Annotated in this window: 38 protein-coding genes; 1 reads left to right on the forward strand and 37 read right to left on the reverse strand. The window is 61.9% G+C overall.

Translation table 11 applies throughout. The features are described from left to right. Positions 1 to 49 precede the first annotated feature (49 nt). From AB8717_RS14525 to AB8717_RS14705, 37 genes are all read right to left on the reverse strand, one after another. Positions 50 to 211 (reverse strand): hypothetical protein, encoded by a 162-nt coding sequence (locus AB8717_RS14525; protein WP_443748040.1) that lies wholly within the window; start codon positions 209 to 211, stop codon positions 50 to 52. Between the two features lie 232 nt (positions 212 to 443). After that, positions 444 to 860 carry a 50S ribosomal protein L17 gene (gene rplQ / locus AB8717_RS14530; RefSeq protein WP_443748041.1) on the reverse strand — a complete coding sequence of 139 codons (417 nt, stop codon included), beginning with the start codon at positions 858 to 860 and terminating at the stop codon, positions 444 to 446. Positions 861 to 1,109: 249 nt separating this feature from the next. Further along, positions 1,110 to 2,126, reverse strand: a complete 1,017-nt coding sequence (locus AB8717_RS14535) for a DNA-directed RNA polymerase subunit alpha (protein ID WP_443748042.1) — start codon at positions 2,124 to 2,126, stop codon at positions 1,110 to 1,112. A gap of 69 nt (positions 2,127 to 2,195) precedes the next feature. After that, positions 2,196 to 2,585, reverse strand: coding sequence for a 30S ribosomal protein S11 (gene rpsK / locus AB8717_RS14540; protein ID WP_192619740.1), 390 nt, complete (start codon positions 2,583 to 2,585; stop codon positions 2,196 to 2,198). Positions 2,586 to 2,594: 9 nt separating this feature from the next. Beyond that, the gene (gene rpsM, locus AB8717_RS14545) at positions 2,595 to 2,963 is read right to left on the reverse strand and encodes a 30S ribosomal protein S13 (protein ID WP_443748043.1); all 369 of its coding nucleotides are present in this window, start codon (positions 2,961 to 2,963) and stop codon (positions 2,595 to 2,597) included. A 300-nt stretch (positions 2,964 to 3,263) separates the two neighbouring features. Beyond that, entirely contained in the window at positions 3,264 to 3,824 is a 561-nt protein-coding gene (locus AB8717_RS14550) for an adenylate kinase (protein ID WP_443748044.1), read from the reverse strand. A gap of 11 nt (positions 3,825 to 3,835) precedes the next feature. Beyond that, the gene (gene secY / locus AB8717_RS14555) at positions 3,836 to 5,218 is read right to left on the reverse strand and encodes a preprotein translocase subunit SecY (protein WP_443748045.1); all 1,383 of its coding nucleotides are present in this window, start codon (positions 5,216 to 5,218) and stop codon (positions 3,836 to 3,838) included. 149 nt (positions 5,219 to 5,367) lie between these two features. After that, on the reverse strand, positions 5,368 to 5,853 hold the full coding sequence (gene rplO / locus AB8717_RS14560; protein WP_443748046.1) for a 50S ribosomal protein L15: 486 nt from the start codon (positions 5,851 to 5,853) through the stop codon (positions 5,368 to 5,370). Between the two features lie 298 nt (positions 5,854 to 6,151). Beyond that, the gene (rpmD, locus tag AB8717_RS14565) at positions 6,152 to 6,328 is read right to left on the reverse strand and encodes a 50S ribosomal protein L30 (RefSeq protein WP_443748047.1); all 177 of its coding nucleotides are present in this window, start codon (positions 6,326 to 6,328) and stop codon (positions 6,152 to 6,154) included. A 3-nt stretch (positions 6,329 to 6,331) separates the two neighbouring features. After that, the gene (rpsE, locus tag AB8717_RS14570; protein ID WP_443748048.1) at positions 6,332 to 6,907 is read right to left on the reverse strand and encodes a 30S ribosomal protein S5; all 576 of its coding nucleotides are present in this window, start codon (positions 6,905 to 6,907) and stop codon (positions 6,332 to 6,334) included. A 9-nt stretch (positions 6,908 to 6,916) separates the two neighbouring features. After that, positions 6,917 to 7,270, reverse strand: a complete 354-nt coding sequence (rplR, locus tag AB8717_RS14575) for a 50S ribosomal protein L18 (RefSeq protein WP_443748049.1) — start codon at positions 7,268 to 7,270, stop codon at positions 6,917 to 6,919. 3 nt (positions 7,271 to 7,273) lie between these two features. Continuing rightward, complete coding sequence (gene rplF, locus AB8717_RS14580; RefSeq protein WP_443748050.1) at positions 7,274 to 7,807, reverse strand: 50S ribosomal protein L6; 534 nt, start codon at positions 7,805 to 7,807, stop codon at positions 7,274 to 7,276. Positions 7,808 to 7,841: 34 nt separating this feature from the next. After that, complete coding sequence (rpsH, locus tag AB8717_RS14585) at positions 7,842 to 8,240, reverse strand: 30S ribosomal protein S8 (RefSeq protein ID WP_443748051.1); 399 nt, start codon at positions 8,238 to 8,240, stop codon at positions 7,842 to 7,844. A 15-nt stretch (positions 8,241 to 8,255) separates the two neighbouring features. Further along, positions 8,256 to 8,561, reverse strand: coding sequence for a 30S ribosomal protein S14 (rpsN, locus tag AB8717_RS14590; RefSeq protein WP_443748052.1), 306 nt, complete (start codon positions 8,559 to 8,561; stop codon positions 8,256 to 8,258). A 19-nt stretch (positions 8,562 to 8,580) separates the two neighbouring features. Beyond that, positions 8,581 to 9,141, reverse strand: a complete 561-nt coding sequence (gene rplE / locus AB8717_RS14595) for a 50S ribosomal protein L5 (protein WP_443748053.1) — start codon at positions 9,139 to 9,141, stop codon at positions 8,581 to 8,583. Further along, positions 9,134 to 9,448: a 50S ribosomal protein L24 gene (gene rplX, locus AB8717_RS14600; RefSeq protein WP_443748054.1), complete on the reverse strand. Its 315-nt coding sequence runs from the start codon at positions 9,446 to 9,448 to the stop codon at positions 9,134 to 9,136. Before rplX ends, rplE begins: the two co-directional genes overlap by 8 nt. Then, entirely contained in the window at positions 9,448 to 9,816 is a 369-nt protein-coding gene (gene rplN / locus AB8717_RS14605; RefSeq protein ID WP_192619727.1) for a 50S ribosomal protein L14, read from the reverse strand. Before rplN ends, rplX begins: the two co-directional genes overlap by 1 nt. A 22-nt stretch (positions 9,817 to 9,838) precedes the next feature. After that, positions 9,839 to 10,075: a 30S ribosomal protein S17 gene (rpsQ, locus tag AB8717_RS14610; RefSeq protein ID WP_443748055.1), complete on the reverse strand. Its 237-nt coding sequence runs from the start codon at positions 10,073 to 10,075 to the stop codon at positions 9,839 to 9,841. Positions 10,076 to 10,087: 12 nt separating this feature from the next. Continuing rightward, positions 10,088 to 10,294 (reverse strand): 50S ribosomal protein L29, encoded by a 207-nt coding sequence (rpmC, locus tag AB8717_RS14615; RefSeq protein WP_443748056.1) that lies wholly within the window; start codon positions 10,292 to 10,294, stop codon positions 10,088 to 10,090. Positions 10,295 to 10,299: 5 nt separating this feature from the next. After that, positions 10,300 to 10,734, reverse strand: a complete 435-nt coding sequence (gene rplP / locus AB8717_RS14620; RefSeq protein WP_443748057.1) for a 50S ribosomal protein L16 — start codon at positions 10,732 to 10,734, stop codon at positions 10,300 to 10,302. Between the two features lie 3 nt (positions 10,735 to 10,737). Then, the gene (rpsC, locus tag AB8717_RS14625; protein ID WP_443748058.1) at positions 10,738 to 11,499 is read right to left on the reverse strand and encodes a 30S ribosomal protein S3; all 762 of its coding nucleotides are present in this window, start codon (positions 11,497 to 11,499) and stop codon (positions 10,738 to 10,740) included. Continuing rightward, positions 11,499 to 11,882, reverse strand: a complete 384-nt coding sequence (gene rplV / locus AB8717_RS14630; RefSeq protein ID WP_443748059.1) for a 50S ribosomal protein L22 — start codon at positions 11,880 to 11,882, stop codon at positions 11,499 to 11,501. Before rplV ends, rpsC begins: the two co-directional genes overlap by 1 nt. 2 nt (positions 11,883 to 11,884) lie before the next feature. Continuing rightward, complete coding sequence (gene rpsS / locus AB8717_RS14635) at positions 11,885 to 12,163, reverse strand: 30S ribosomal protein S19 (protein ID WP_443748060.1); 279 nt, start codon at positions 12,161 to 12,163, stop codon at positions 11,885 to 11,887. Between the two features lie 3 nt (positions 12,164 to 12,166). Beyond that, a complete protein-coding gene (rplB, locus tag AB8717_RS14640) occupies positions 12,167 to 13,003 on the reverse strand; it encodes a 50S ribosomal protein L2 (RefSeq protein ID WP_443748061.1) in 837 nt (278 codons plus the stop codon). A 15-nt stretch (positions 13,004 to 13,018) separates the two neighbouring features. Beyond that, positions 13,019 to 13,315 (reverse strand): 50S ribosomal protein L23, encoded by a 297-nt coding sequence (locus AB8717_RS14645; protein ID WP_443748062.1) that lies wholly within the window; start codon positions 13,313 to 13,315, stop codon positions 13,019 to 13,021. A gap of 5 nt (positions 13,316 to 13,320) precedes the next feature. After that, positions 13,321 to 13,953, reverse strand: a complete 633-nt coding sequence (rplD, locus tag AB8717_RS14650) for a 50S ribosomal protein L4 (RefSeq protein ID WP_443748063.1) — start codon at positions 13,951 to 13,953, stop codon at positions 13,321 to 13,323. 2 nt (positions 13,954 to 13,955) lie between these two features. Further along, a complete protein-coding gene (rplC, locus tag AB8717_RS14655) occupies positions 13,956 to 14,702 on the reverse strand; it encodes a 50S ribosomal protein L3 (protein ID WP_443748064.1) in 747 nt (248 codons plus the stop codon). Positions 14,703 to 14,712: 10 nt separating this feature from the next. Next, positions 14,713 to 15,021 carry a 30S ribosomal protein S10 gene (gene rpsJ / locus AB8717_RS14660; protein ID WP_006273890.1) on the reverse strand — a complete coding sequence of 103 codons (309 nt, stop codon included), beginning with the start codon at positions 15,019 to 15,021 and terminating at the stop codon, positions 14,713 to 14,715. Positions 15,022 to 15,420: 399 nt separating this feature from the next. Next, positions 15,421 to 16,563: a GNAT family N-acetyltransferase gene (locus AB8717_RS14665; RefSeq protein ID WP_443748065.1), complete on the reverse strand. Its 1,143-nt coding sequence runs from the start codon at positions 16,561 to 16,563 to the stop codon at positions 15,421 to 15,423. A 66-nt stretch (positions 16,564 to 16,629) separates the two neighbouring features. Beyond that, positions 16,630 to 17,256, reverse strand: a complete 627-nt coding sequence (locus tag AB8717_RS14670; RefSeq protein WP_443748066.1) for a glutathione S-transferase family protein — start codon at positions 17,254 to 17,256, stop codon at positions 16,630 to 16,632. Positions 17,257 to 17,733: 477 nt separating this feature from the next. Beyond that, on the reverse strand, positions 17,734 to 18,924 hold the full coding sequence (tuf, locus tag AB8717_RS14675; protein ID WP_443747361.1) for an elongation factor Tu: 1,191 nt from the start codon (positions 18,922 to 18,924) through the stop codon (positions 17,734 to 17,736). A gap of 98 nt (positions 18,925 to 19,022) precedes the next feature. Beyond that, positions 19,023 to 21,101, reverse strand: a complete 2,079-nt coding sequence (fusA, locus tag AB8717_RS14680) for an elongation factor G (protein WP_443748067.1) — start codon at positions 21,099 to 21,101, stop codon at positions 19,023 to 19,025. A gap of 165 nt (positions 21,102 to 21,266) precedes the next feature. Next, on the reverse strand, positions 21,267 to 21,740 hold the full coding sequence (gene rpsG / locus AB8717_RS14685) for a 30S ribosomal protein S7 (protein WP_443748068.1): 474 nt from the start codon (positions 21,738 to 21,740) through the stop codon (positions 21,267 to 21,269). Positions 21,741 to 21,791: 51 nt separating this feature from the next. Continuing rightward, positions 21,792 to 22,163, reverse strand: a complete 372-nt coding sequence (rpsL, locus tag AB8717_RS14690; protein ID WP_443748069.1) for a 30S ribosomal protein S12 — start codon at positions 22,161 to 22,163, stop codon at positions 21,792 to 21,794. 248 nt (positions 22,164 to 22,411) lie between these two features. Continuing rightward, positions 22,412 to 23,920, reverse strand: coding sequence for an alpha-amylase family glycosyl hydrolase (locus tag AB8717_RS14695; RefSeq protein ID WP_443748070.1), 1,509 nt, complete (start codon positions 23,918 to 23,920; stop codon positions 22,412 to 22,414). 149 nt (positions 23,921 to 24,069) lie between these two features. After that, a complete protein-coding gene (locus AB8717_RS14700) occupies positions 24,070 to 24,534 on the reverse strand; it encodes a hypothetical protein (RefSeq protein ID WP_443748071.1) in 465 nt (154 codons plus the stop codon). A 57-nt stretch (positions 24,535 to 24,591) separates the two neighbouring features. After that, on the reverse strand, positions 24,592 to 25,077 hold the full coding sequence (locus AB8717_RS14705; RefSeq protein ID WP_443748072.1) for a low affinity iron permease family protein: 486 nt from the start codon (positions 25,075 to 25,077) through the stop codon (positions 24,592 to 24,594). A 191-nt stretch (positions 25,078 to 25,268) separates the two neighbouring features. Here AB8717_RS14705 and AB8717_RS14710 point away from each other — a divergent pair, with 191 nt between their 5' ends. Beyond that, complete coding sequence (locus AB8717_RS14710; RefSeq protein ID WP_443748073.1) at positions 25,269 to 25,745, forward strand: hemerythrin domain-containing protein; 477 nt, start codon at positions 25,269 to 25,271, stop codon at positions 25,743 to 25,745. Positions 25,746 to 25,782: the final 37 nt, after the last annotated feature.

Raw genomic sequence — 25,782 nt, forward strand, 5'->3', positions numbered from 1 at the left:
CGCCCGCGGTCGGCGGACGGCTCCCGATGCTCAAATGCGAAGCTGCACCTCAGTCACTGGTGCGGATACGGTCCAGAAGCGGCTCGGAAAACACGATGGCTCCGTCGGCCGCATCGGCGGCTTCAAGCGTCAGGTCATCACTCAATACGAGCCCGTCGAATACGTCACGGGCGTCGTCGGCCACGCGGCTACCATAGTCGTCTGTGATCATGATGCCCTCCAATTGAGATTGACTGCGGAAAAGTTGGACGGCAGCCTGCTGCTCGAAAACAGGCCCCCGCATTTCGACCTTAACCGCGTTCGCCGCATAAGCGAAATAACAGTGTCATGACGGCCGATCACAGGCCCGTTAACTGAACATTTACCCGAGCAAAGCCCGCAAAACAAAAGGCCTCCAGTTTCCCGGAGGCCTTCGTAAATTCTATGTAAATGCGAAGAAGGAACTATTCTTCGTCGCCGGCCACTTCGAACACCGGGCCCGAATCCTTGCCCTTGGCGGTTTCGTCGCGATCGACGAATTCGATGACAGCCATCGGGGCGTTGTCGCCGTGACGGTAACCGGCCTTCAGGATGCGGATATAGCCGCCGTTGCGGTCGGCATAGCGCTTGGCCAGGACGTCGAACAGCTTGGCGACCTGCGGCACGTCGCGGACGCGCGAAATGGCGATGCGGCGGTCGTGCAGCGTGCCCGACTTGGCGAGCGTGACCAGCTTTTCGACGAAGGGGCGCAGTTCCTTGGCCTTCGGCAGGGTGGTGACGATCTGTTCGTGCTTGATCAGCGAGGCCGACATGTTGGCGAACATGGCGATGCGGTGGGCGGTCGTACGACCGAGTTTGCGATAGCCGGAGCCGTGACGCATGACTTTTCTCCATAAGACCGCGTGGCGCTGACGGCGAGTGCGCGGCCCCAAAAACGAGCCCGGAAACAAAGGTCAGCCGGCCGATCGGCCCCTGCCCGTTCCGGACGTCCGTACCCGGTTGGATACGGAGGTTACCGGGACAAGGTCTTGGTCTTTCCCGGTAAGCGATTGGGCAAATTGCCCTCTCATAAAAAGGCAAGGCCGGAAGCTCTCGCTTCCGGCCTTGGATATCGTAGACCTTTAACGGTCTTAGATCTGGTCTTCGAACTTCTTGGCCAGGTCCTCGACATTCTCGGGCGGCCAGTTCGGGATGTCCATGCCGAGCGACAGGTTCATCGACGCCAGGACTTCCTTGATTTCGTTCAGCGACTTGCGGCCGAAGTTCGGCGTCCGGAGCATTTCCGATTCCGTCTTCTGGATCAGGTCGCCGATATAGACGATGTTGTCGTTCTTCAGGCAGTTCGCCGAACGGACGCTGAGTTCCAGTTCGTCGACCTTCTTGAGCAGGGCCGGGTTGAACGGCAGCTCGGGCTTGCCTTCTTCCACGACGGGAGCCTTGGGCTCTTCGAAGGTGATGAAGATCTGCAGCTGGTCTTGCAGGATGCGGGCGGCGAAAGCCACCGCATCGACCGGCGTCACCGCGGCGTTGGTTTCAACGTCGAGGATCAGCTTGTCGTAGTCGAGCGACTGGCCCTGACGGGTCGGCTCGACACGGTAGGCGACCTTCTTGACCGGCGAATAGAGCGCGTCAACGGCGATCAGGCCGATGGGCGCGTCTTCCGGGCGCAGACGGTCGGCCGGGACGTAGCCCTTGCCGGTCTGGACGGTGAATTCCATGCGCACCGATGCCCCCTCGTCCAGCGTGCAGATCACGTGGTCGGGGTTCAGCACTTCGATGTCGGCCGGGACGTCGATCTGGCCGGCCGTCACCGGACCAGCGCCCGTGGCGCGGAGCACCATGCGCTTCGGGCCCTCGGCATGCATGCGCAGGGCCAGTTGCTTGATGTTCAGGATGATGTCGACGACGTCTTCGCGAACGCCTTCGATGGAGGAGAATTCGTGCACCACGCCGTCGATCTGGACCGAGGTCACAGCGGCGCCTTGCAGCGACGAGAGAAGTACGCGACGCAGCGCGTTGCCGAGCGTGACACCGAAGCCGCGTTCCAGCGGTTCGGCGATCAGACGCATTTTGCGTGAGGGGTCAGACCCCGCTTCGACTTGTGGCTTCTCAGGACGAATAAGCTGTTGCCAGTTTCTTTCGATCATTTACGTCCCTCAAGACAGGAAAGGCCGCCCCGGCAAAGCCAGGGCGACGACAAAATAGGGAGTATACTTTTAAACGCGACGGCGCTTCGGCGGGCGGCAGCCGTTGTGCGGGATCGGCGTCACGTCACGAATGGTCGTGATGGTGAAACCAACCGCCTGCAGGGCGCGCAGAGCCGATTCACGGCCCGAACCCGGACCGGCGACGCTGACTTCCAGCGTCTTCACACCGTGCTCGATGGCCTTGCGGCCAGCGTCTTCGGCGGCAACCTGGGCGGCGTAAGGGGTCGACTTACGCGAACCCTTGAAGCCCATCATGCCGGCCGACGACCACGACACGGCATTGCCTTGCGCGTCGGTGATGGTGATCATCGTGTTGTTGAACGAGGCGTTGACGTGAGCGACGCCCGAGGTGATGTTCTTGCGTTCGCGCTTTTTAACGCGTGAAGGTTCCTTGGCCATAGGCTACCCTTACTTCTTCTTGCCGGCGATCGGCTTCGCCGGGCCTTTGCGCGTACGCGCATTGGTGTGCGTGCGCTGACCGCGCACAGGCAGGCCCTTACGGTGACGCAGGCCGCGGTAGCAGGCCAGGTCCATCAGGCGCTTGATGTTCATGGAAACTTCGCGACGCAGGTCGCCTTCGACCGTGTAGTCGCGGTCGATGGTTTCGCGGATCTGCAGCACTTCGGCGTCCGAAAGCTGATTGACGCGGCGGGCGTCTTCGATGCCGACCTTCTTGACAATCTCTTCGGCATTCTTCGGACCGATGCCGTGAATGTATTGGAGCGCGATGATGACGCGCTTGTTGGTCGGTATGTTGACGCCAGCGATACGGGCCACGAGGTGATCTCCTGCAACACGCCCGGCTTCGCGAGCGTATTCATAAAACGAAAGATGACACGTATGCGTCCCAGCCTTGCCGTACCCGGCCTGGCCAAGGGCTCATACGCGTGTTTTCGCGGAAGCTGCCCCTTATAGAAGGGTTTCGGCTCCCGTCAATGGTCTAGTTCACAAAAAATGCAAGCAGAATGTCTCCTACTCACATCTTTTTTAACTTTTGTCCGCTCAAAGCGCCAAGGGCGTTTCCCCAAGGTGATTCAGCGTCAACAGACCATCAGTCTCCTGATGACCTGAAACTGTTTACGCCAGCGCGCCTTCGATGCGCGTGGCGACGTCCTCGACCGGGCCCATGCCGTCCACTTCGCGCAGCTTGCCCTGCGCGGCGTAGTAAGGCAGCAGCGGCGCCGTCTGGGCGTTGTAGACCGCCAGGCGCTCCTTGTAGGTCTCGGGATTGTCGTCGGCCCGGCCCTGGTCCTGGAACCGCTTTTCGATACGCTCGACCAACGCCTTCTCGTCCACCTTCAGGCGGACGACGCGGTCGATCAGGCTGGAGCGCGAACCGAGCAGCTTGTCCAGCGCCTCGGCCTGGGCGAGCGTCCGAGGAAAGCCGTCGAAGATCGCGCCACCCGCTGCTTCGGCCCGCGCCAGATTGGCCGTGATCAGGTCGATGACGATCTCGTCCGACACCAGGATGCCGGCCGCGAGGATATCCTTCACCTTCTTGCCCAGATCAGAGCCCGACGCGATTTCCGCGCGGAGCATGTCGCCGGTCGACAGCTGAACCATGCCGCGACGCTCGACGAGAAGCTTGGCCTGCGTGCCCTTGCCGGCAGCCGGCGGTCCGAACAGAACGATGTTCATTTTCTCTCCCCTTACCGGCCCGCGCCACGACGGGCCGGGACAGTCGCCTTGGCGCCCGTCTTGAGTTTCGACTTCTTGATCAGGCCGTCATACTGGTGCGCCAGAAGGTGCGATTGAATCTGCGCCACGGTGTCCATGGTCACGGTCACGACGATCAGGATCGACGTGCCGCCGAAATAGAAGCTGTTGCCCAGGTTGGCGATCAGGGCTTCCGGCAGAAGGCAGACGATCGTGATGTAGGCCGCGCCGATGACGGTGATGCGGGTCAGCACGTAGTCGAGATATTCCGCCGTACGCTTGCCCGGCCGGATGCCCGGCAGGAAGCCGCCGTACTTGCGCAGGTTCTCGGCCGTCTCGTCCGGATTGAAGACCAGCGACGTATAGAGGAACGAGAAGAAGATGATCATGACGGCATAGAGCGTCATGAAGACCGGGTTGCCGTGCTGCAGGACGCCCGTCAGCGACGGCAGCCATTGCAGGAAGGACGGCATCTTTTCCGGGTTCTTGCCCACGAAGGTCAGGATCGAGGTCGGCATCAGCAGCAGCGACGACGCAAAGATCGGGGGGATGACGCCCGAAGTGTTGACCTTCAGCGGCATGAACGAGCTTTCGCCGCCCATGATGCGGTTGCCGACCTGGCGCTTCGGATACTGCACCAGCAGACGGCGCTGGGCGCGTTCCATGAAGACGATGAACACGACGGCGCCGATCAGCACAGCCAGGATGACGACCAGGACGAACGAATTGATCTGGTTTTCGCGGGTCTGGACCAGCAGGTTGCCAAGCGTGCGCGGCAATACCGCGACGATGCCGGCGAAAATGATCATCGACGAGCCGTTGCCGATACCACGCGCGGTGATCTGCTCACCCAGCCACATCAGGAACAGGGTGCCGCCCGTCAGGGTGACCATCGAGGAAATGAGGAAGAACGGCCCGGGATGAAGGGCCAGGCCGCCATTCTGCATAGCCGCGGCGATGCCGAACGACTGAATGAGGCCGAGGAAAACGGTCAGGTAGCGGGTATACTGGTTAAGCTGCTTGCGGCCGGCTTCGCCGCCTTCCTTGCGCAGCTTTTCCCACGGCGCGTAGACCGATCCCATCAGCTGGATGATGATCGACGCCGAGATATACGGCATCAGGTTCAGGGCGAAGACGGCCATGCGCTGCACGGCGCCGCCCGAGAACATGTTCATCATGCCGAGCATGCCCTGGGACTGCCCCGAGAAGGCCTGCGCGAACGCGGTCATATTGATGCCCGGCAGCGGCACATAGGTGCCCAGGCGATAAACAATCAATGCGCCGAGCGTAAACAGCAGGCGTTTGTGCAGATCCGTCGCCTTCGAAAAGGCGTTGAAATTCAGGTTCGCGGCAAGTTGCTCGGCTGCGGATGCCATAAATACCCTCGACTTCGGGCCCGGTGGCGGGCCTTGTGCTTATATCCCAACGATGCGGGTGGCGTGGCGGGAGGAGCGAATCCTTTGAGCCCCTGCCCCGCTCACCCGCACCATATGGGGTAGCGTTACGAAAACGTCAATCTCCGCGCTTACGCGGAGGCTTCGGTCTTCGCCGGACGGGTTTGGGTCAGCGAGCCGCCGGCGGCTTCGACGGCCTTGGCGGCCGAGGCGGTGGCCGAATAGACGGTCAGGGTCAGCTTGGCCTTCAGTTCACCTTCGCCGAGCAGACGCACGCCGTCGAGCTCGCGACGGATGACACCGGCCTTGACCAGAGCAGCCGCATCGATCGGCGACTTGGCGTCGAGCTTGCCGGCGTCGACGGCGTCCTGCAGGCGCCACAGGTTCACTTCGGCGAACTTGAGAGCAAACGGGTTGTTGAAGCCGCGCTTGGGCATGCGCATGTACAGCGGCATCTGGCCGCCTTCGAAGCCGAGCAGCGACACGCCGGTACGCGACTTCTGGCCCTTCACACCACGCCCCGAGGTCTTGCCCTTGCCCGAACCCGGGCCACGGCCGACGCGCATGCGGTTCTTGGTCGAGCCTTCGTTATCGCGGATTTCATTCAGCTTCGTCATTTTGCCTGTCCTTTTCGGTTGCGCGGGCCTGATGGCCCACTCGGCGTTGATTTTCGAGCCCCCGCTAATACCGGGGAATGCAAATTTTGCAAGCAGAGTCTTGCTAAAACCTGCGGTCATGAAGAATGACCTTCGGTTTTAGCTTGCTTTTTTTCAGCTCAGACGCCGCATGGCTCGCGCAAACGTGCGGCGGGCGGTCGCCCTTGCCAACGGCACAACAGTGCCGTTGGAATAAATACCAAAGGGGGCACTGCGAAAGCAGGCCCCCTCAGGGATAGTGTTCCGTCAAAAGACGAAATCAGTCGACGATGACGACCATGTGCTGGACCTTGGCGATCATGCCGCGGACCGACGGGGTGTCTTCGAGTTCCGACACGCGGCCGAGCTTGTTGAGGCCGAGGCCCGCGAGCGTCGCGCGCTGGTCCTTGGTGCGGCGGATCGGGGATCCGGTTTGCTTTACCTTGATCGTGGCCACGACTTAGCTCTCCACTGCGTCCGGCGCCGAGGCACCGTCGTTACGGCGGGCCAGCAGGTCACCGACCTTCTTGCCGCGCTTCGAAGCGATCTGGCGGGGCGACGACTGGACCTTCAGAGCTTCGAAGGTCGCGCGCACCATGTTGTAGGGGTTCGACGAGCCGAGCGACTTGGCGACGACGTCCGAGACGCCGAGGGTTTCAAGAACGGCACGCATCGGACCGCCGGCGATGACGCCCGTGCCCGGAGGGGCCGCGCGCATTTGAATCTTGCCAGCGCCCCAGCGGCCGTAGCCGTCGTGGTGCAGCGTGCGCGATTCACGCAGCGGAACGCGGATCATCGACTTCTTGGCTTCTTCGGTCGCCTTGCGGATGGCTTCCGGCACTTCGCGCGCCTTGCCGTGACCGTAGCCGACGCGGCCCTTCTGGTCACCGACGACCATCAGAGCAGCGAAGGAGAAGCGACGGCCGCCCTTGACGGTGGCGGCGACGCGGTTGATGGCGACGAGCTTTTCTACGAACTCCGAGGGTTCCTCGGTGCGATCGCGGCGCTCGGAACGATTTTCGCTGGGACGAGCCATGAGAGTTCCTTAGAAATTGAGGCCGGCTTCACGCGCGGCTTCCGCCAGCGCCTTGACGCGACCGTGATAGATGTAGCCGCCGCGATCGAAGACGACGTCCTTGACGCCCTTTTCGATAGCGCGCTGCGCGACCAGCTTGCCGACTTCAGACGCGGAAGCCTGGTTCGAGCCCTGCTTCTTGTCGCCTTCCAGCGACGAAGCCTGAACGATCGTCACGCCGTTGGCGTCGTCGATGATCTGGGCATAGATGTTCTTGTCCGAACGGAAGACCGACAGACGCGGGCGGCCATTCGACAGCTTCTTGAGGCGCGTGCGGTTGCGTTGCGCCCGGCGAGCCAATTGTTCACGAGGAGACAGAGCCATGGCTTACTTCTTCTTGCCTTCCTTGCGGCGGACCTTTTCGCCGGCATATTTGACGCCCTTGCCCTTATAGGGTTCAGGCGGACGAATCTTGCGGATCTTGGCGGCCATTTCACCGACTTGTTGCTTGTCGATGCCCGAGATCTTGATTTCGGTCTGCTTCGGCGTTTCGAACTTGATGCCCGCCGGCGGAACGATATCGACATCGTGGCTGAAGCCGAGCTGCAGCGACAGCGTCGTGCCCTTCATGGCGGCGCGGTAACCGACGCCGACCATTTCCAGGGTCGTTTCGTAGCCTTCGGTGACGCCCTTGACCATGTTGGCGATCAGGGTGCGCGACAGGCCCCACATGGCGCGGTGGCGCTGGGTGTCGCCACGCGGCGTGATGTGGATGACGTTGCCTTCCTGGCGGACTTCGATTTCCTCGACGACCTTCCAGGCGAGCTGGCCCTTGGGACCCTTTACAGCCACGTCCTGGCCGCTGAGCGTGACGTTCACGCCTGCGGGCAGGGAAATGGCCTTCTTGCCGATACGAGACATAATATACCTTTGCCTTAAGTGCCCGACTGCCGCGTTAGTAAACGCGGCAGAGGACTTCGCCGCCGACGTTGTTTTCGCGGGCTGCGGTGTCAGACATGACGCCCTTGGGCGTCGACAGGATCGAGATCCCCAGGCCGTTCTTGATCGGCTTGAGGTCCTTGATCGACGAATAGACGCGGCGGCCCGGCTTGGACACGCGGGCGATTTCCGCGATGACCGGCTGGCCGTCGAAGTACTTCAGTTCGATTTCGAACTGCGGGAATTCACCCGGCACTTCCAGGACTTCGTAGCCACGGATGTAGCCCTCGTCCTTGAGGACGTCGAGCACGCGGGCGCGCAGCTTCGACGCGGGGGTCAGCACCTTCGAGCGCTGGCGCATGGCCGCATTCTTGATGCGGGCGATCATATCGCTGAGAGGATCATTAACGAACATATTGGTCCCCTTCCCTTACCAGCTGGCCTTGGTCAGACCGGGGATCTGACCTTCGTTGCCGAGCTTGCGCAGCGAAATACGGCTCATCTTGAGCTTGCGGTAGAAGGCGCGCGGGCGACCGGTGATTTCGCAGCGGTTGCGGATGCGCGTCGGGTTCGAGTTGCGCGGCAGCTTGGCCAGCTTCAGGCGCGCTTCGAAGCGCTCCTCAAGCGGCAGGCTTTCGTCGTTGGCGGTCGCCTTGAGGGCTTCGCGCTTGGCGGCGTATTGCGCGACCAGCTTCTTGACCATCTCGTTGCGATTGACAGCGGATTTCTTTGCCATTGGTTCTCTCTCCCCGCCCTTACGAAACGAACGGGAACTGGAAGTGCTTCAGAAGCGCCTTGGCTTCCTTGTCACTCGTGGCCGTGGTGCAGACAACGATGTCCATGCCCCACATCTGATCGATCTGGTCGTAGTTGATTTCCGGGAACACGATGTGTTCCTTCAGGCCCATGGCATAGTTGCCACGGCCGTCGAAGGAGTTACCGTTCAGACCGCGGAAGTCCTTCACGCGCGGCAGCGCGATCGTGATCAGGCGGTCCAGGAATTCGTACATACGTTCCTTGCGCAGCGTTACCTTGGCGCCGACGACCATGCCTTCGCGCAGCTTGAAGCCGGCGATCGACTTGCGGGCGCGGGTCGGAGCGGGCTTCTGGCCGGTGATGGCCGCCAGGTCCTTGATCGCCGCCTGAACCTTCTTGGAGTCCGCGGTGGCTTCGCCGATACCCATGTTCACGACGATCTTGTCGAGCTTGGGGACCTGCATTTCGTTCGTGTAGCCGAACTCTTCCTTCATGGCGGCCCGGATCTTTTCCAGGTAAACCGACTTGAGGCGCGGCGAATAAACTTCAGTATCAGCCATTGATGACGTCTCCGGTCGTCTTGGCAACGCGCACCTTCTTGTCGCCTTCGACCTTGAAACCGACGCGGGTCGGCTTGCCGTTGGCGTCGACGAGAGCGACGTTGGAAACGTGCAGCGACGCTTCCTTGTTGACGATGCCGCCGTTCGGGTTGGTTTGCGACGGGCGGGTATGGCGCTGGACCATGTTGATGCCTTGGACGACCACACGGCCTTCGGTCGGCAGGACCTTCAGGATGGTGCCGCGACGGCCCTTGTCCTTGCCGGTCAGAACGACAACGCTGTCGCCCTTCTTAATCTTTGCGGCCATCAGATCACCTCCGGAGCCAGGGAAATAATCTTCATGTGGTTCTTGGCGCGGAGTTCGCGCGGAACCGGTCCGAAGATACGGGTGCCGATCGGCTCGGAAGACTTGTTGACGATGACGGCAGCGTTGGTGTCGAAACGGATGACCGAGCCGTCCTTACGCTGAATGTCCTTGGACGTGCGGACCACGATGGCGCGCAGGACGTCGCCCTTCTTGACGCGGCCACGCGGAATGGCTTCCTTGACCGACACGACGATCAGGTCGCCCACCGAGGCGTAGCGGCGCTTGGAGCCGCCCAACACCTTGATGCACATGACCCGGCGGGCGCCGGAATTGTCGGCGACGTCCAGGTTAGTTTGCATCTGAATCATGACTAAACTTTCCTAGTTCGGGTTACTGATCGCGCGGGAGGACTTCCCACGTCTTGAGCTTCGACTTGGGCGCGCATTCGATGATACGAATGGCTTCGCCGGTCTTGTACGAGTTGTTCTCGTCGTGAGCATGGTAACGCTTCGACTTACGCACCGTCTTCTTCAGAACGGGGTGCAGGATCGTACGTTCCACCTTCACAACAACGGTCTTGTCGCCCTTATCGGAAACAACCAGACCTTCGAGAATGCGCTTGGGCATGGTCTATTCCTCTCAGGCCGTCTTCGCGGCGGCCTTTTGAGCCGTCAGCAGAGACTGGATACGGGCGACGTCCTTGCGGATTTCGTTCACGCGATGGGTCTTTTCGAGTTGACCCGTCGCCTTTTGGAAACGCAGGTTGAATTGCTCCTTCTTGAGCGACAGAAGCTGCTCGTGCAGCTGGTCCGACGTCTTGGAGCGCAATTCGGCGATCTTCGTCATGGCAATTACTCCGCGGCCTGGGCGATGCCGGCGTCGATACGAGTAACGACGCGGGTAGCCACCGGCAGCTTGGCAGCGCCCAGACGCAGCGCTTCACGCGCGATGTCGTCCGGCACGCCGTCGATTTCAAACAGGATACGGCCCGGGGCGACGCGCGCCGCCCAGTAGTCGACCGCGCCCTTGCCCGAACCCATCCGGACTTCGGCCGGCTTGCCCGTCACGGGCAGGTCCGGGAAGATACGGATCCACACGCGGCCTTGACGCTTCATCTGACGCGTAATGGCCCGGCGGCAGGCTTCGATCTGGCGCGCCGTCAGGCGTTCCGGCTCAGTCGTCTTCAGGCCGTAGGAGCCGAAGTTCAGCGTGTAACCGCCCTTGGCATTGCCGTGGATGCGGCCCTTGAAGGCCTTGCGGTACTTGGTACGCTTAGGAAGCATCATGGCTTAGGCCTCCTTCTGGTTGCGGTCGCGGCGCGGGCCGCGGTTACGGTCGCCACGGTCCGAACGCTCGGGGCGCTCGCTCGACGACGGGCCCGAAGCTTCCTGGCTCCAGCGCTTGTCCTGGGCCATCGGATCGTGCTCAAGGACTTCGCCCTTGAAGATCCACACCTTGACACCGATGATGCCGTAGGTGGTCAGAGCTTCGGCGAAGCCCATGTCGATGTCGGCGCGCAGGGTGTGCAGCGGCACGCGGCCTTCGCGGTACCATTCCATCCGGGCGATTTCGGCGCCGCCGAGGCGACCCGACAGGTTCATCCGGATGCCCTTGGCGCCAAGGCGCATGGCCGACTGGATCGAACGCTTCATGGCGCGGCGGAACGCGACGCGGCGTTCCAGCTGCTGAGCGATCGACTCGGCGACCAGCTGGGCGTCGACTTCCGGCTTGCGGACTTCGACCAGGTTGAGGAAGACTTCGCCGTCGGTCAGGACGGAGATGTCCTTGCGCAGCTTGTCGATGTCGGCGCCCTTCTTACCGATCACGACGCCCGGACGGGCGGCGTAGATGGTGATGCGGCACTTCTTGTGCGGGCGCTCGATGATGATGCGCGAAACGCCGGCGGCGTTCAGCTTCTGCTTCAGTTCCTTACGGATCTTCAGGTCCTGGTGCAGCAGTTTGGCGTACTCGGTGCGCGCGGCGAACCAGCGCGAATCCCAGGTACGGTTGATGCCGAGGCGAAGGCCGACGGGGTTGGCTTTCTGACCCATTATGCAGCCTCCTGGCCGAGTTCACGAACGACGATCGTCAGTTCGGAGAAGGGTTTCATGATGCGCGACGAACGGCCGCGGGCACGCGAGGCGAAGCGCTTCATGACGATGCCCTTGCCCACGAAAGCCTCGGCGACAACCAGGTTGTCGATGTCGAGGTTGTGGTTGTTCTCGGCGTTCGAGATCGCCGAATAGAGCGCCTTGCGGACGTCCTTGGCGATACGCTTGCGCGAGAATTCCAGCTCGTTCAGGGCGCGCTGCACCTTGAGGCCGCGGATCGATTGCGCGACGAGGTTCAGCTTCTGCGGCGAGATACGCACCGAAACCAGCTTGGCGCGGGCTTCGTTCGCTTCGACGCGGCGCGGATTCTTGGTCTGCGACATGACTACCTCTTCTTCGCCTTCTTGTCGGCGGCGTGGCCGGGGAAGTTGCGCGTCGGCGAGAACTCACCGAGCTTCATGCCCACCATGTCCTCGTTGATGAGGACCGGCACATGCTTTTGGCCATTGTAAACGCCCATCGTCAGACCGACGAATTGCGGCATGATGACCGAACGACGCGACCAGGTCTTGATGACCTCTTTGCGACCCGACGATTGCGCGGTTTCCGCCTTCTTCAGAAGGTGGCCATCCACGAAGGGTCCTTTCCATACGGAGCGAGCCATGGTTTAGCGAGCCTTCTTAACGTGACGCGAACGGATGATGTACTTGTCCGTCGCCTTGTTGGTACGAGTCTTGCGGCCCTTGGTGGGGACACCCCACGGCGTGACCGGGTTACGGCCGCCCGAGGTCTTGCCTTCACCACCACCGTGCGGGTGGTCGACCGGGTTCATGGCAACACCACGAACGTGCGGACGGAAGCCGAGGTGACGCGAACGACCAGCCTTACCCAGGTTGGTGTTCATGTGGTCCTGGTTCGAAACCGCACCGACCGTGGCCATGCAGGTGTCGAGGACCATGCGCAGCTCGCCCGAGCCGAGACGGATCTGGGCGTAGCCGGCGTCGCGGCCGACCAGCTGGGCGTAGGCGCCAGCCGAACGGGCCAGCTGACCGCCCTTAAGCGGCTTCAGCTCGACATTGTGGATGATCGTGCCGATCGGCAGGCTGCGCAGGGGCGCCGCGTTGCCGGGCTTCACGTCGACCTTTTCCGAAGCGATCACGGTGTCGCCGGCCTTCAGGCGCTGCGGCGCCAGGATGTAGGCCTTTTCACCGTCCTGATACGTGATCAGCGCGATGAAAGCCGAACGGTTCGGGTCGTATTCCAGACGCTCGACCGTCGCCGGCACGTCGAACTTGCGACGCTTGAAGTCGATGATGCGATAGAGCTTCTTGGCTCCGCCGCCGCGGAAGCGGACGGCGACGCGGCCCTGAGCGCCACGACCGCCGCTCTTGGTCAAACCTTCGACCAGCGACTTTTCGGGACGGCCCTTGTGGAGTTCCGAACGGTCGACCAAAACCAGCTGACGGCGGCCTGGCGAAGTCGGATTGAATGTCTTTAATGCCATTGGATCACGCCTTCCTTACAGACCGGTCGTCACGTCGATCGACTGACCTTCGGCCAGCGTCACGATCGCTTTCTTGACGTCGTTGCGACGGCCCATGATGCCCTTGAAACGCTTGGTCTTGCCCTTGGTGACAATGGTGTTCACCTTGGTGACCTTGACGTTGTAGATGGCTTCAACGGCGGAAGCGACTTCGTCCTTGGTGGAGTCGAGCGCCACCTTGAAGACGACCTTGTTCTGTTCCGACAGAATGGTCGACTTTTCGGTGATGTGCGGCGCCAGCAGGACGTCGAAATTGCGGATGGTAGCAGCCATTATCTTCAAGCCTCCACAGCGAAGCGGGCTTCGATGGCTTCGACCGCCGCCTTCGTCAGGACCAGCTTTTCGCGGCGCAGGATGTCATAGACATTCAGGCCCGCGGTCGGCAGGACGTCGATGTTCGGGATGTTGCGCGAAGCGAGGGCGAAGTTGGCGTCGACTTCCGGGCCGGTGATGAACAGGGCGTTCTTCAGACCGAGCTTTTCGAAGGAAGCCTTCAGCGCCGACGTCTTCGGGGCGTCGAGGACGGCCTGGTCGAGAATGACCAGCGAGCCCGACTTGACCTTGGACGACAGGGCGTGACGCAGACCCAGCGCACGAACCTTCTTTTGCAGGTCGAAACCGTGCGAACGCACGACCGGACCGAAGGCACGCGAGCCGCCGACGAATTGCGGGGCACGGCGCGAACCGTGACGAGCGCCGCCGGAGCCCTTTTGCTTATACATCTTCTTGCCAGTGCGCGAATTTTCATTGCGCGTCTGGACCTTGTGCGTACCGGCGCGGCGCTTGGCCAGCTGCCAGTTGACGACGCGCGACAGGATGTCGGTGCGGATGTCGGCGATCCCGAAAACGAGATCGGACACATCTACCGAACCGGCAGCCGAGGCGTCGAGTTTGATGACGTCGAGTTTCATGATTATTCCGCGCCCTCTTCAGCAGGGGCCTCTTCAACGGCCGGAGCCGGTGCAGGAGCATTCGTGGACTTGATGGCGCCCGGGAACTTCAGGCCCTCGGGAGCCGCCTTCTTCACGGCGTCACGGATCTTGACGTACGAGCCTTCCGCACCCGGGACAGCGCCGCGGATGAAGACAAGGCCACGCTCGGCGTCGATGCGGACGACCTGCAGGTTCAGGGTGGTGACGGTTTCGACACCGTAGTGACCGGCCATCTTCTTGCCCGGGAAGGTACGGCCCGGATCCTGGCGGTTACCGGTCGAACCGTGCGAACGGTGCGAGACCGAGACGCCGTGGGTGGCGCGAAGACCGCCGAAGTTCCAGCGCTTCATGGCGCCGGCAAAACCCTTACCGATCGTGATGCCCTGGATGTCCACGCGCTGGCCTTCGACGAAGTGATCGGCGGTGAACTCCGCACCGACGTCGATCAGGGCGTCTTCGGACACGCGGAACTCGGTCAGGATCGCCTTGGGCTCGACCTGAGCCTTGGCGAAACGGACGCGCTCGGCGTTCGAGGTATTCTTGGCCTTCTTGGTACCGGCGCCGAGTTGCAGCGCGGAATAGCCGTCGCGGGCCTTGGTGCGCTGAGCGACGACGGCGCAGCCGTCGAGCGAAAGCACGGTTACCGGCACGTGGGAGCCATCGGCGTCGAAGTAGCGGGTCATGCCCAGCTTCTTGGCGATCAGGCCTGTGCGTTGAGATTGACTCATCGTGCGCCCCTTAGATCTTGATCTCGACGTCGACGCCGGCCGACAGGTCGAGCTTCATCAGCGCGTCCACGGTCTGCGGGGTCGGATCGACGATGTCGAGCACGCGCTTATGCGTACGGATTTCAAACTGTTCGCGCGACTTCTTGTCGACGTGCGGCGAGCGGTTCACGGTGAAGCGCTCGATCAGCGTGGGCAAGGGGATCGGGCCCCGGACAGTGGCACCGGTTCTCTTGGCCGTATTGACGATTTCGCGCGTGGAATGATCCAGGACGCGGTGATCGAAGGCCTTGAGCCTGATGCGGATATTCTGACGATCCATATCGCTCGTTTTCCTCAAAGGGTGCGCAAACGCGTCCAGTGAACCATTTCAAAGACCAGCCCATCGGGTTACCCCTCAGGACGCGTAATCCGCAAAAACAAAGCCCAACACCAGTTTTCACTGGCGCGGGCCGCTGATCAATCCGTCCAAATCCTTATAGATAAGGGCGCCGGACGGCTTGGGTAAATGCTTGCAGATCGCGTCTGGCACCTTGCGGCGCCACAGCCGATCCAACAGAGGTCGCGTATCTACCTGCGTGACTCGCAAAGGTCAAGGGCTGAATCGCCGAAAGCCAAAGAAAATAAGCCCGCGATAAACTACGGGCCATACGCATAATTCTATAAAACCGGAATTATACTGCCGTGGCCCGGCTGTGCGGTTTTTAAGGCGTTAAAAGGATTATCGCGCCGATCGGGCGGTGCTCCGGCGCACCATAAAGCGCTGGCCTAGGCTGACAAGGGCCCTGCCCCACCCCGCGGCGCTGGTTTCGGTCGCGCGGATCAGGCTGACGCGGCGATGGAGCGAAAGACGCAGGGCGGCGATTCGACAGCGAGTCATCGGCAAGGCGTCGATGGCGACATCTGCTGCGCGGCGCATCAGCGCGACCTTGGGCTCGAAAACGGCCTCGACGCATTCACCCTGATCGACGGTCAGCGGGGCCTTGTAGTCCTCGCCCCCCGTGCCGAAGTCGACGCGCCTGAGGCCAAGCTCGGCAGCAGCCTTGATGATAGCGACCGCCAGCAGAATGCCGACGGAGTAGCGGTAATAGGCAGGATCGTAGGACGGGAACCAGAGATGGACCTCCCCGCCCCCCATCAAGCCGATCTCGGCGGCGACGATCTTGCCGTCATGGCGGAAGACGCCGACGCGCAGGCCGTAGCCATCAGTGTCGTCGGCCGCCAGGGCGTCGAGCATGGTGCGCGTCCAGCCGCAGCCGAAGACGTCGTGCATGCCGCTTTCGCGGTATTGTTCGCGCTTGCGGCTCAACACCCAGTCCATGACCTCGGGCGTGACACGCTCCCAGGTAAAGGCGAAACCGCCGAAATCCTTTTCGACATTGCGCTGACAGCGGCCGATATTCTTGAAGAACTTGTGGTGCTCGTGGTCTTGCGCATCCCACCAGGCATCGTAGCCCCGACGGATGTCCGCCACGCGGCGGCGCAAGGCCACGCCATCGGTTTTAGGCGCCGGACCGATCCAGCCCTGGAATTCGAGACGGCGGGCGCCGGTGGCGCGCAGCAGGGCGTCAAAGTCGATGACCGCGCCGGGGGCCGCGATCAGGCCGTGATAGTCGCTGAGCGGCGCGCCGAGCGGCTGCATGACGCGCGACCGGAGCTGATAGGGGAAATAGGCGACAATCTCGTCGCCATCGCGGATGCGGGCAATGCCGGCGCACGGCACCGCCGTGGCGATCGCCCTGACGTAGCGCACATCGAAATAGGGCCCCGTCAGGTCGTCCCGCCCCGCGACAAGCGCCGTCCAACGGGCTTCGTCGGCTGGCGTAAGCTCATGAGGGCACAGGCAATCTATAGTCTGAGACATGTCGCGGTCCGGATGGTGGTAACCTACCTTAGCGCGACACGGTGAAAATCGGCCTAAACGGGATGGTTAATCACCTGGCCCTTTGAACGGCTGATAGACGGCCTTGAAGACATCGAGGGCTTCGCAGGCTTCGCTGTGCGCGACCAGGGCTGGCCATTGCGACCAGTCGATCGCCGTCTTGTGCGCCTCGATGGCGTGGCGGACCGAGGCGCCGAGCGCGATATCGGCGTGGGTCAGCGCCGAGCCCAGGAGCCACGGCGTTTTGGCTTCGGTGCGGATGGCGTTCAGGCGGTCGAGTACAGCGCCGATCTGGGTCTGGAGACGCGGCAACCAGATGTCCGAGGTCTTTTCGTGCAGGACCTTTTCGTAGAACATGGCGACAGCCTTGTCGGAGAAGCCGGTGGCCAGCGCGATATAATAGAGTGCCTTCTGGCGGTCGGGCCCGGATCTGGCGATCAACGCCTTGTCGTCGGCCTGCTCATCGATCCAGTCGACGATGTAGGCGCTGTCGATGATCACGCTGCCGTCGTCGAGGACAAGGGTCGGCACGCGGCGCAGTGGATTGAACGGCGCGATCAGGTCGCCCTCGCCGAAGGTCGACCACGGACGGTGCTCGAACGTCATGCCGTAAAGCGTCATGGCGATGGCGACGCGGCGGACAAAGGGCGAATCGTACTGGCCGATCAGGATCATGGGGACCTCCGTTATCAGGAGTTTAGCGTCAGAGGTTCGGGACGCCAGTCGGATTTCCGCCGGAAATGGGTGATCTGACGCCAAACGGCATCTTCCTTTAGCTTCGCGCGGGGGCAAGAAACGCGCTCGAACTCTCCTCCCTACGCGCAGCGTGGGGAGGGGGACCCCGAAGGGGTGGAGGGGTATCTTGCTTTTCTGGCGGCCGGGGCTTTGTGGGTCGGCGTAAATTGTGGCCTCTTCCTTTAGCTCCGCCTCCCTTCGGGCGGCTACGCCCCCTCCACCACTTCGTGGTCCCCCTCCCCATCTGGCGATGGGGAGGAGCGTTCGCGCTCTTTTTTCCTCCCGCATCCACAGCAAAAAGCCCTCCCGGTTTTCACCGGAAGGGCTCTGGTAGTCTTAGTCAGATGCGTCAGGCACCCTGTCCCCGTCCAAGCTCGCAACGTGTCGAACGTCCGGGTCCAGGGGCCGTGCCGCTGGTTACTCGACGATCTTGGCGACGACGCCGGCGCCGACGGTGCGGCCGCCTTCACGGATAGCGAAGCGGAGCTTTTCTTCCATGGCGATCGGGGTGATCAGTTCGACGTCCAGCTCGGCGTTATCGCCCGGCATGATCATTTCCACGCCTTCGCGCAGACGGATGATGCCCGTCACGTCGGTCGTACGGAAGTAGAACTGCGGACGGTAGTTGGTGAAGAACGGGGTGTGACGGCCGCCTTCTTCCTTGGTCAGGATGTAGGCTTCGGCCACGAACTTGGTGTGCGGGGTGATCGAGCCGGGCTTGCAGAGGACCTGGCCGCGCTCGACGTCTTCACGCTTGGTGCCGCGCAGCAGCACGCCCACGTTGTCGCCGGCTTCACCTTGATCCAGCAGCTTGCGGAACATTTCGACGCCCGTGCAGGTCGTCTTTTGAACCGGGCGGATGCCGACGATTTCGACTTCTTCACCCACCTTGACCACGCCGCGTTCGACACGGCCGGTCACGACGGTGCCGCGGCCCGAGATCGAGAACACGTCTTCGACCGGCATCAGGAACGGCAGGTCGATCGGACGCTGCGGTTGCGGGATGTAGGCGTCGACCTGCGTCATCAGCTCGAGGATACGGTCTTCGCCGATGGCGGCGTCGCGGCCTTCGACGGCGGCCAGGGCCGAGCCCTTGACGATGGGGATATCGTCGCCCGGGAACTGGTACGACGACAGGAGTTCACGAACTTCCATCTCGACGAGTTCGAGCAGTTCTTCGTCGTCGACCATGTCGACCTTGTTCATGAACACGACCAGGGCCGGAACGCCGACCTGGCGGGCCAGCAGGATGTGTTCGCGCGTTTGCGGCATCGGGCCGTCAGCGGCCGAAACCACCAGGATACCGCCGTCCATCTGGGCGGCGCCGGTGATCATATTCTTCACGTAGTCGGCGTGACCCGGGCAGTCGACGTGCGCGTAGTGGCGGTTCTGCGTCTCATATTCGACGTGCGCCGTGTTGATCGTGATGCCGCGGGCCTTTTCTTCCGGAGCCGCGTCGATTTCGTCGTACTTCTTCGCCGTCGCGCCGCCGGTCTTCGCCAGGACCATCGTGATCGCCGCCGTCAGCGTCGTCTTGCCGTGGTCAACGTGGCCGATCGTGCCGATGTTGCAGTGAGGCTTATTACGGTTGAATTTTTCCTTGGCCATATCTCATTTCCGCAGTGCGCGGACCTTCAGTCGGTTAGGGGTTTCTAAAAAGTGTGCGGCCCGTAGCACACTCTGCGCCACGGGCCAAGCGGGTTTGTTTAGGCGTACTTCTTGATCACTTCGTCGGCGACGTGCTGCGGCACGGGCTCGTAGTGATCGTAGACCATGGTGAACTGCGCGCGGCCTTGCGACATGCCGCGCAGGGTGTTCACGTAGCCGAACATGTTGGCCAGCGGCACGAAGGCGTCAACGACGATGGCGTTGCCGCGCATGTCCTGGCCCTGGATCATGCCACGGCGGCCGTTGAGGTCGCCGATGACCGAACCGAGGTATTCTTCCGGCGTGACGACTTCGACCTTCATGATCGGCTCGAGCAGCTTCGGGCCGCCCTTTTCACGCAGTTCCTTGAAGGCGGCGCGCGAAGCGATTTCGAAGGCAAGGACCGAGGAGTCGACGTCGTGGTACGCGCCGTCGATCAGGGTCGCCTTGAAGTCGATCAGCGGGAAGCCGGCCAGCAGGCCGTTTTCCTTGGCCGATTCCAGGCCCTTGGTGACGCCCGGGATGTATTCCTTGGGGACGGCGCCGCCGACGATGGCCGATTCGAACACGAAGCCCGTGCCGGGCTCGCCCGGTTCGAACACCAGCTTGATGCGGGCGAACTGGCCGGTACCGCCGGTCTGCTTCTTGTGCGTGTAGTCGATTTCCGCCTTGCGGGTGATCGATTCACGGTAGGCGACCTGCGGCGCGCCGATATTGGCTTCGACCTTGTAGGTACGCTTCAGGATGTCGATCTTGATGTCGAGGTGCAGTTCGCCCATGCCCTTGAGGATCGTCTGGCCCGACTCGTGGTCGGTCGAAACGGTGAAGGACGGATCTTCGGCGGCCAGCTTCGACAGGGCGACGCCCAGCTTTTCCTGGTCGGCCTTCGACTTGGGCTCGACGGCGATTTCGATAACCGGCGCCGGGAATTCCATGCGCTCGAGGATGACCGGCGACTTCAGCGGATCGCAGAGCGTGTCGCCCGTGCGGGTGTCCTTGAGGCCTGCCAGGGCGACGATGTCGCCGGCATAGGCTTCCTTGATGTCTTCGCGGTTGTTCGAGTGCATGAGCAGCATGCGGCCGACGCGCTCACGCTTGTCGCGGGTCGAGTTCAGCAGGCCCATGCCGGTTTCGAGCTTGCCCGAATAGATGCGGCAGAAGGTCAGCGAACCGACGAACGGGTCGTCCATGATCTTGAACGCCAGGACCGACAGGGGATCTTCGTCGGAAGCGTGACGAACGACTTCTTCTTCGGTCTTGTAGTCGATGCCCTTGGTCGGCGGGATATCGCCCGGAGCCGGCAGGTAGTCGACGACGGCGTCGAGGAGCGTCTGGACGCCCTTGTTCTTGAAGGCCGAACCGCAGAGGATCGGGAAGAAGGAGGAGTTGAGCACGGCCTTGCGGATGCACTTCTTCAGCACTTCTTCCGAGGGCTCATTGCCTTCCAGGTAGGCTTCCATGGCTTCGTCGTCGAGTTCGACGGCGTTGTCGATCAGGTACTGACGGGCTTCATTGGCCTTGTCGACCAGGTCGGCGGGGATTTCTTCGTCGCGGTAGTTGGCGCCCAGGGCATCGTTATCCCAGACAACGGCCTTCATACGGACGATGTCGACCAGGCCGGTCAGCGAGGTTTCAGCGCCGATCGGGAACTGGATCGGCACGGCCTTGGCGCCGAGGCGGTCGCGGATCGACTGGACCGACTTGTCGAAGTCGGCGCCCAGCTTGTCCATCTTGTTGACGAAGACGATACGCGGAACCTTGTACTTGTCGGCCTGGCGCCAGACGGTCTCGGTCTGCGGCTCGACGCCGGCGTTACCGTCGAGAACGGCGACAGCGCCGTCCAGCACGCGGAGCGAACGTTCGACTTCGATGGTGAAGTCCACGTGGCCCGGGGTGTCGATGATGTTCAGGCGCTTGCCCTGCCAGAAGGCGGTCGTCGCAGCCGAGGTAATGGTGATACCGCGTTCCTGCTCCTGCTCCATCCAGTCCATGGTGGCGGCGCCGTCGTGGACTTCGCCGATCTTGTGGCTCTTGCCCGTGTAGTACAGGATGCGCTCGGTCGTGGTCGTCTTGCCGGCATCGATGTGGGCCATGATGCCAAAATTGCGATAGTCTTCAATCTTGTGAGTGCGGGGCATTGGAAAGCCTCAAAAACTTGGATGGTTGGTCGCTCCGGCGCGTCGCACAAGAGCCAAAAGGTCTAGCTTATTTGCAATAGCGCGGGCGGTTTAGCTCAAACCGCCCGCGCTTAAAAGCAATATTTTGCGCACGCGAAGCAGGTTTCCCCGCCCCGCCCGTTCGCCTTACCAGCGGTAGTGCGAGAAGGCGCGGTTGGCTTCGGCCATCTTGTGCGTGTCTTCACGCTTCTTGACAGCGGTGCCGCGGTTGTTGGCGGCATCGAGCAGCTCGGCGGCCAGCTTTTCGGTCATGGTGTTTTCGCCGCGCTTGCGGGCAGCGTTGACGAGCCAGCGGATGGCCAGGGCGCGACGGCGCTCCGGACGGACTTCGACCGGGACCTGGTAGGTCGCACCACCGACGCGGCGCGAACGGACTTCGATCGACGGAGCGACATTGTCGAGGGCGGCGTGGAAGGTTTCGATCGCGGTTGCGTCTTTCTTCTTCGCGACCAGGATGTCGAAAGCACCATAGATGATGTTTTCGGCAACGGCCTTTTTGCCTTCGTACATGACGTAGTTCATGAACTTGGTGACGACCAGATCACCGAACTTGGGGTCCGGAAGGACGTCGCGCTTCTCTGCGCGGTGACGACGTGACATGTGGGATTCCTTATTTTGTGCTGCCGCTTCGCTGCTTTAGCACAGTGTTCCTTACTTCGGACGCTTCGCGCCGTAGTGCGAACGGCGTTGCTTACGGTTCTTCACGCCTTGCGTATCGAGCACGCCGCGCAGGATGTGGTAACGGACGCCCGGAAGGTCCTTGACGCGGCCGCCGCGGATCAGGACCACCGAGTGTTCCTGCAGGTTGTGGCCTTCACCCGGGATGTAGCACACGGCTTCGATCTGCGAGGTCAGACGGACCTTGGCGACCTTACGCAGAGCCGAGTTCGGCTTCTTCGGGGTCGTCGTATAGACGCGGGTGCAAACGCCGCGGCGCTGCGGGCAGCCCTTCAGGGCCGGGACCTTGTTACGGACCGGCTTGGGGTGGCGCGGCTTGCGGATAAGCTGATTGATTGTAGGCATCGTAAGCGATGGCTTTCTTAAGATTGAGCCTGTGCCGTTTGGCCGGAGGGCTCGGTTTCGATAGACAGTTTTGAGGCCCGAACAGGACAAACACAAAAGCCGCAACCTGCGCTATGGAGGTTACGGCGGGCACTCAGGCCCTTGCGATTGTCCGGATCGGGACGGTCTGAAGACAGGCCACCTCGAAATTGGTGCGCGGGCTATATAGGACGTTAAGACGGCGGTCAAGCGCTTTGGGCCGCAAGCGCCTATTTCGTTCCTGCCAGGGCCGTGGCGGACTTGGGCGGGAGTGCCACCGCCGCATAGCCGTCGGCTGTCACCACCTGCGCCTTGTCTGACAGGTTGATGGCCACAAGGACCTTATCGTCGCCGCGCGAGCGGGTGAAGACAAGGGTCGGATCGCCGGCCTTCGACAACAGCCTGAAATCGCCCGAACCCAGGACCGGATGCGCACGGCGCATATTATAAAGCGTGGTGTACCAGCCGAGCAGCGAGTCCTTGTCCCCCTGTTCAGCGGCGACGTTCATGGCGGCGAAATTGATCGCCGGATCGCGATAAGGCTTTGCAGTCGAGAACCCGGCTGAAGGTCCCTTCCCGTCCCAGCTCATGGGTGAGCGCAGGCCGGGATCGTTGTAGGTCCCGCCATTGCTCATGCCGATCTCCTCGCCGTAATAGGAGAAGGGCGTCGCCGACGCCAGGATCGAGATCGCGGCCGCGACCTTGTAGTTGTCGACGCCGTTTACTCCGAACTGGTTGATCAGCCGGTCGCCGACATAGGCGTCGTGGCTTTGCAGGGCCAGCGGCATGGCGTCGCGCATCGGCGACTGGAGCTGTTTGACGACGGCCTCGGAAACCACGCCCTTTTTCGCACTTTCGATGATGACCTGTTGCGTGCCGTAGGCGAAGGCGTGACCACAGGCATCGATGTACAATTCCGGCTTTTCCGAAACCTCGCAAATCATGTAGCGGTTGTCATAGCTGTCCAGCGTGGCTTTGAGTTGGGCGACAATTCCGGGATTTTTGGAATTGTTGAAGTAGGCCGTGGGACCGTCCTCGATCAGCATGGTGACGGCGTCGAGCCGGAAGCCGTCGACCCCCTTGTTCATCCAGAAGCGCATCGTGTCCTGCAGATACTGGACGACGCGCGGGTTTTTGAGATTGAAGTCCGGCATCCGGTCATCGAAGACACCGTAATAATAGCCATCGCCGTTCTTGACCTTGCGCCACGGGCCCCACTGGAAACCCGGCCATTTCGGATCCTGGTCGGCGAAGACGTACCAGTCGCGGTACGGGCTAGATTTCGACGACGACGCATCGACGAACAGCGGGTTGGTCGATGCCGAATGATTGACGACGAAGTCGAGAATGACGCCGATGCCGCGCTTATGGGCCTCCTTCACGAAGGTCTCGAAGTCGGCCATGGTGCCGTATTCGGGGTTGACGGCGCGATAGTCGGCGACGGCATAGCCGTGGTCGTGATCGCCCGAAGGCATCATCGGCATCAGCCAGATGCCGGTCACGCCGAGACTTTTCAGATAGTCGAGGCGGGAGGTCAGGCCCTTGAAGTCGCCGACGCCGTCCCCGTCGCTGTCCTGGTAAGACCGGACGAAGATCTCCATGAAGGCAACGTTTTTGTTCCAGCCGGCCGGCAGGTCGCTCTGTTTATGCGTTACGGGAATTGCGGAAACGTCGATGCCGGCATGAGCCGAGCCAGCCAACATCAGCGCCATCACCGCCGCCAAACCGAACGTCTTCATGTTCCTGCTCCCTGTATTTTCGCGACAGGGTGCCACGGTGCGAAAGCCTTGTCCGCCAGAATACGTATTCGTTATGCGCTCAGACACCGCGCGGGCGCGCGGCCGCACGCCAGCTCGCCATGATCACAAAGTGATCCTGGCGCATTGAACTACCTGTAATGGATGCGTATGCCGTGCCAGGCCGGTTCAAAGGTCAGGACCTTGCCACCCTTGTGCGTCACCAGAAGCTCGCTTTCCGACGCCCAGCGCGCCTGGACGCGGGCCGCGCCGTCGAAACTGACGACCGTGTGGCCGGCGCCGCCGTTGGCATGCATCATGATACGCTGGCGTTGCGCCCCGCCGAAGCACGACACGGTTGCGACATCGACGTCGTACGTGCCTTGCGGCGCGCCGACCGTGCTGTCGACTTCGCTCGAACACAGGGGCGCGGCGGCCCGGTCGAACATCGACCAGGTCGCGACCGTAAGCGCGATCACCAGGCAGCCGCCGGCCAGGCCGGCGTACCAGTACCAGTGATGGTGCTCCTTGGGATGGACATAGCCATGCGGCACGTGATGGGGCTCAATGGCCTCATGCGGCACGGGAGGGTGGTCGGCAGGCACGGGCGTCGTCATGACAAAACCTTTTGAACCCAGACAGGTCGATTTTGCGCTTCACGAATTTCCGAATGATTAAGAGCGGATGACCCTTTTGGCCGGAGCCTTTCGCGGCGTCGCGCCTTTGCGCGGCCGCTTTTCGTGGATGTCCTCGATCTCTTCCTTCGCCTCCGCGGCGACGCGCGTGAACTCTTGCTGGACTTCCTTCAGTTCTTCCTCGCTCATCTCATCCATATTGATCAGGGAGGTTTCCGCGGTCTCAACGGCGCGGATCAGTTCGTCGAGCTTGAGCTGAATGACCTTGGCGTCGCGATTCTGAGAGTTCTGGATCAGGAAGACCATCAGGAAGGTGACGATGGTGGTGCCGGTGTTGATGACCAGTTGCCAGGTGTCGGAATAGTGGAAGACCGGTCCCGTCACCGCCCAGACCACGATGATGCCGAAGGCCAGGACGAAGGCGCTGGGACTTCCGGTCCAGCTGGATGTCGCCTGAGCGAAGGTGCTGAACCACTTTTTCTTGTGTTCGCCGCTGCCGGCGTCGTTCGTTGCTGCATGTGCCATGGCCCGACCATGCCAGCGCAGCCCCTAAGAAGAAAATCCAGCGCGGTTTCACACTCCGTAAATTTCCGCTCAAACCCCAGCCGCATGGCATTCTTACGTTTCGGAAAAGGCTTGTCATTCCATCGTTATGGCGCTTTCGCCATCATCTATCCGACAAGCGAAGAACGCTCTCCACAAAGCAGGAGTCCCCGATGGATATCTACAGCTACATTCAGCGCGATCACCGCAAGGTTGCGGAACTGATGGACGACCTTCTGGCCATCAACCTGTCGGCGGTGCAGCTGAACATCTTCGACCGGATCAAGACGGAACTGGAATTGCACGCGGCGTCCGAAGAACAGACCTTTTACGCCGCCCTGGAAGAGGCAAGCCGGAAGGCAAGCGTCGAAGACCGCGTAGTCCACGCCCGGGCCGATCACGACGAAATCCGCGGCTTGCTGATGTACCTTTCGACGGAATCGATTGCCGCTCCGCTCTGGATGGAAAAGTTCGGCGAGCTCAAGCACGCGGTCGAGCACCATGTCAGGGAAGAGGAAGGCGAGATATTCACCAAGGCGCGCAAGCTGCTGTCGCCGGAACAGGCCCGGCAGCTGGGGCGCGACATGGACCGCGTCAAGCGCACCCTGCATTCGCCGCAGACCGAGGAAGCGGCCGGTCTCAGGCTTTAAAAAGCCCCCCAAAAGCCGCCCGGGGCATAGGCGGCTT

The organism is Asticcacaulis solisilvae, assembly GCF_052327315.1.
Lineage (GTDB): Bacteria > Pseudomonadota > Alphaproteobacteria > Caulobacterales > Caulobacteraceae > Asticcacaulis > Asticcacaulis solisilvae_B.